Here is a 5,058-nt window from a genome sequence, read left to right as displayed (position 1 = left end):
CTTCTGGTGCCCAATGGGTATAATCGGTTAAGCGGTATTGAATATCGCAGGTATCACGATATTTCCATTTTACGCCATCTTCAGATTCGGCAATGCCGATACGCGTGCCATGTACCCAACTTACACCATCGAGGTTTTTAACATTTGCCCTGCGGTTGGTATAAAACATAAACCACTTCTTTTCTCCTTTATTCCAGATCACCACCGGATCGGCAGCTCCATCATAAACAGGATCGCTGTACAATGGCTTGGGAACTAGCATTGTTTTGTTGCTTTTTTGAGCAAAAGCACATATAGAAAACAGTATCAAAAAGGCAAGGAGGAGTTTTTTCATCTCAAATTGATCATTATTGGACCGTTTCTATACCATTGGGATAAAAACGCCATTAATAAAAAGGAAATATTTGGTTAAATAGTTTAAACGAGTTTAGCGTTTAAAATTGAGAGGGCCGTCCTGTTCTATCCTGTAGAAAATGGGCAGAATGCCTATAAATGTCTTTAAACGCTTTTCAAACGTTTGAAATAATGCTTTATCCGATATTGCGAGGTGGTAACAAAAGCAATACAATTTAACGGAGCCCAATATACGATGAAGGAAGTAATAGTATAGACCATATTATTTATTTTATTTGGTTTTTTGTACGTTATGATGTACATTTGATTGTACAAATTTGATAAATATGAAAGCAGTAACCATTTCTTCTCTGAGAACAAATATGAAAGGCTATTTCGATGAGGTAAGTGCTACAGAGGACGTTTTGATTGTTCCAAGAAATAATAATGAAGATGATGCTATTGTAGTGATTTCAATTAAAGAATATAATGCACTTACCGAAACTGCACATTTAATGTCGACAGAAGCAAATCGCAAAAGATTAGATAAATCTATAGAGAGTTTGAAAAACGGTAGAATGAGGCAATTTTCTGTAGAAGACGAAAGGTCAGTTGAGCTTTAAGCAATGAATATATTATTTACTGAAGAAGCCTGGGAGGATTTTGAATATTGGATGGATAATGATGACGAAGCAGAAAGAAAAATTAGGGCACTCCTGAAAGATATAACAAGAACACCATTTCATGGTTTAGGAAAACCTGAAGCTTTAAAGCATAATTTAAAAGGCTTTTGGTCACGGCGGATTACCGGGGAGCATCGTTTGGTTTATCAAATATCGGGTACCAAAGGCAAAGATCAACAATGTGCCATTATTCAATGCCGGTTTCACTACAATAAATAGTAATATCCAAACAAAAAAGAGCAATAAACCCGAAAGTAAATTGCTCTTTTTTAAAGGCTTAATTGGCTTACCAACCAGGGTTTTGCATGGCCTGTTTTTGTTCAGGTGTTAATGCTGCCCCCCCGTTCTTAATCACATCTAAGAAACTTTGAGGAATCGGGCGCAGGTAATGTTTGCTTTCTGATGGTTTTGCTTCATCGTTAAAGGCAGCTGTTCTTGCAACCAATGTTTTGGTGCGTGCCAAATCTTCCCAGCGTAATAACTCGCCCATTAGCTCTCTCGAGCGTTCGTTTAAAATAAAAGCTGTAAACTTATTTTCCTGTGAGGTAGCACCAATTTTATCATAAAACTCTTTATTGGAGTTAAATATATCAGCCTCACTATTTAAGTGCATACTGGTTAGCGTGGTGGCTGTTGTGGCAGTGATGTTATTTGATTCGAAGTAGCTGTTTTTATCAGAGTATGAAACAAATGGCGCTGTGTTTGCAGCAGCATTGTTTTTATACGACGCACCACCATCTACGTATGCTGATCTGTCTTCTCCTTCTTTATAAGCAGCACGATCTCTAACTTTATTTAGATATGGAATGGCCTGCGCAAACTGGCCCATTCGTCCGTAAGCTTCAGCCGCAATTAAATAGGTTTCTGCAAGTCGTGCTAAAATTCCATCACGTTGACCAAATTGTGAGGCTACAGCATTTCTTGAACCATCCATAAATTTAGATAAAGCAACAAACTGACTTACACCATAATTTCCATGCCCACCCAAATAACTTTGCGGTTGGCCAGCAAAATACCTTACATACATACTTGGTTTGCGGCGGCCGATATCGGTGGGAAGTGCAGGGTTTGCATTTGCAACGGCAGGTGTATACCTGGTATTCGTTTACACGGTCGAAAACATCCAAGGCATAATCTGTAGATCTTAAACGCTGGAATTCACGATCGCCAGGGATATCGCGTTGCATACCTGGTAAATTTTGGTAAATAGAGGGATAATACAAATGTACTTGATTCCCATAACGCCCCTGAGTAGCTGTATTGCCAGAAAACTGTGCGGCTAATATGATTTCTTTGTTGGTTTCGTTCGCGCCATCAATGGTGGTGAAATTCCATAAATCGCTAAAGTTGGTAGCCAGGGTATGCTGACCGCTGTTAATCACCAGGTCGGCATATTTTACTGCATTTTGTAAATCAGCAGTTTTGGTATCGCTATTCCATGCATTGTTTATTTCGCTTGCACGGAATAAATATGCCTTTGCCAAAAAGTGAGCAGCTGCCCATTTGGTAATCCGCCCGGTTTCTGTTACTGTAGCTGGCAAAAAGTTATAAGCCTGTGTAAAATCTTGAATCACTTGCTCATATACCTCTTTTGCACTATTCCTTGTAAATTCTTCCTGAATTAAATCCTGTGCTTCTAACCTCAACGGAACGCCACCATACTGTTTTACCAGTTTAAAATAATCGAAAGCACGCATAAAATAACCTTCGCCCAGGCGTGTGTTTTTACTTGCACCCTGATAATACAACGGCACGTTTTTGATAAGGATATTGGCCGAATTTATGTTTTCGTACATATTGTCCCATACACTGGCCACATCCGAATTAAGGGAATTTAAACTGGCGTCGTAAGAGTTCCACATTTGTTCGGTTCTATCTCCACCAACGGTAAATTCATCCACTCCATAGTTGGATGTAGTGTATGCCCAGGTATAATTAAAATGAAATTTTAAACTTTGGTACATGCCTATGGTTAAACCGTCGAGGCCATCAGTTGTGATAAAATCTGCAGTGGTACGGGCATTAACAACTTCTTCATCTAAGAAGCTTTTTTTGCAAGAAGTAGGGAAAATCATCAATCCTCCTAATATTGCAGCACCCGATAATATATTTATAATCTTTTTCATGATCAATTTCTTTAAATAGCGGTTAAGGATTACAGACTAACATTAACACCAAATACTACACCTCTGTTAAAAGTTGAGGTAACGGAATTATTGGATGAGATACCTGAATCAGGATCAACCCAACCAACATTAGAGTAGATTAAACCCGGATTAATGGCCTGCGCATATACCCTTAATTTAGATAATGATAATTTTTTAGCAATTTTTTCCGGGAAATAATAGCCCAATGAGATATTCCTGATTTTTACGAAAGATCCGTCCTGGTAGTTCATAGCACTTCTGTAAGGGTCGCCGGCTGCACTTCCATAATTTGGTGCAGGATAATCGTTTGTTGGATTGGTTGGTGTCCAATAATCAACCAAACGTTGGGCAAAACGGCCTTGAAGTGATTCTGCACCCGTGGCAATTAAGAAATTATATCTTGCAATAATAAAAATAGAAAGGTCGAAGTTTTTATAATTAAAGGTATTGGTAATCCCGCTTGTCCAGCTTGGCGTGTAACTTCCTCTTATCATTCTATCGTTATTGGCATCAATTTTATAATCGTTATTTAAGTCCCTAACCCGAATGCTGCCTGGTTTAAAAGCGCTTGCTGCTGGCAGGTTAGCATTAAATTTTGCCATTTCAGCTAAGTCTTCAGGCGTATTCTGCCAGATGCCATCTTTTACAAAATCGTAGGCTACTCTAACCCTTTGACCGATGAACAATAAACTACCAATCACATCGCCGTTGGCCAGTTTAACCACTTTATCTTTACTTGCCGAAAAGCTTAGGGTTGTAGACCAGCTAAAATCTTTGTTTTTTAAGTTTACAGTGTTCAGGGTAATGTCGATACCTTTATTATGGGTTTCTCCAATGTTGTCGAAAGATGAAGTATAACCATTTATCGAAGAGATATCTTTTTGCAATAACAGGTCGGTGGTATTAGATTTATATAAGTCTATGGAACCGCCAACTCTGCCTTTAACTAAGCTAAAATCAAGACCAAGGTTATATTGTAAGGTATGCTCCCATCCAAGCGCCTTGTTTGGTAAGGTAGGCGGACTGGCCAGTGATGCATCTGATGCTACATATCCGGTTTGTACCGAACCGCCATAAGTATAAGTTAAGGGCTGTAATTTACCTAAAGTTGTTCCATAAGAAATGGCTGAATTACCTACACTACCCACACCTAAGCGAAGTTTCAGTTGATCGATCCATTTGATATTTTTCATAAAATCTTCCTGATCTACACGCCACGCAATTGCAGTAGAAKGGAAAAAGTCCCATTTGTTGCCTTCAGCTAATTGCGATGCACCATCCCAACGGGCAGACGCTGTTAACAGGTATTTGCTATTAAAGCCGTAATTAACCCTGGCCATGTAAGATACTAGAGTGTTTCTACTCAAATCGGTACTAAAAGCATCCAGGCTCGGAATATTTGCACCGCCTAGGCCATACCAGAGTGGGTTACTTAAAGGGATTTTAGTTCCCGTCATTGATGAACTCTCTTCTTTAAAGAGCGATGAACTCTGCAATAAAGTAACGCCAAAGTTGTGTTTTTTTATTGTTTTATCGTAATAAACCAAGTGATCTAGCGTATAGGCAAATCTGTTGTTTTGGTTAAGCTGAGCATAATTGGTAGAACCTGATTCGCCCGCGCCACGATTGATTGATTTTGCATCCTGATATCTTCCGTTATAGTTATTATAAAAATCAGGACCGAAGTTAATACGGTACTTTAATCCTTTTAAAAGGCTTACTTCAGCATAGAAAGAGCCGATTGTTCTTAACACTTTACGTAAATTGATATTGTATTGATCTTCACCCACTGGATTTTGAATATTGATATCGGCACCAGGTAAATTAATCCTGTTACCATTTACATCAAAAGGTACAGCAACAGGAAGCATGCCAAGTGCTGCACCATATAAACC

General features: G+C 38.9%; 5 protein-coding genes and 1 pseudogene. 2 read left to right on the top strand and 4 right to left on the bottom strand.

Annotated features, from left to right (window positions below; translation table 11 throughout):
- Positions 1-262: pseudogene (locus tag AC1DPQ_RS23230) on the bottom strand (glycosyl hydrolase); the annotation flags it as partial.
- 418 nt (positions 263-680) lie between these two features.
- Between AC1DPQ_RS23230 and AC1DPQ_RS23225 the strand changes: the two are divergent.
- Together AC1DPQ_RS23225 and AC1DPQ_RS23220 are read left to right on the top strand one after the other, a co-directional pair.
- Complete coding sequence (locus tag AC1DPQ_RS23225) at positions 681-956, top strand: type II toxin-antitoxin system Phd/YefM family antitoxin (RefSeq protein ID WP_477611015.1); 276 nt, start codon at positions 681-683, stop codon at positions 954-956.
- Between the two features lie 3 nt (positions 957-959).
- On the top strand, positions 960-1,235 hold the full coding sequence (locus AC1DPQ_RS23220; RefSeq protein WP_477585988.1) for a Txe/YoeB family addiction module toxin: 276 nt from the start codon (positions 960-962) through the stop codon (positions 1,233-1,235).
- Between the two features lie 67 nt (positions 1,236-1,302).
- On the opposite strand, the gene AC1DPQ_RS23215 is transcribed toward AC1DPQ_RS23220, so the two are convergent.
- From AC1DPQ_RS23215 to AC1DPQ_RS23205, 3 genes are all read right to left on the bottom strand, one after another.
- A complete protein-coding gene (locus AC1DPQ_RS23215) occupies positions 1,303-1,950 on the bottom strand; it encodes a RagB/SusD family nutrient uptake outer membrane protein (RefSeq protein WP_477611014.1) in 648 nt (215 codons plus the stop codon).
- A 4-nt stretch (positions 1,951-1,954) separates the two neighbouring features.
- Positions 1,955-3,142 (bottom strand): RagB/SusD family nutrient uptake outer membrane protein, encoded by a 1,188-nt coding sequence (locus tag AC1DPQ_RS23210; protein ID WP_477611013.1) that lies wholly within the window; start codon positions 3,140-3,142, stop codon positions 1,955-1,957.
- 29 nt (positions 3,143-3,171) lie between these two features.
- A partial coding sequence (locus AC1DPQ_RS23205; protein WP_477611012.1) for a SusC/RagA family TonB-linked outer membrane protein occupies positions 3,172-5,058 on the bottom strand: 1,887 nt, incomplete at its 5' end.

This window comes from Pedobacter sp. 01T416_2 (assembly GCF_056398925.1).
The sequence above is the reverse complement of the archived record's forward strand: the minus strand, read 5'-3'. Positions and strand labels throughout refer to the sequence as shown.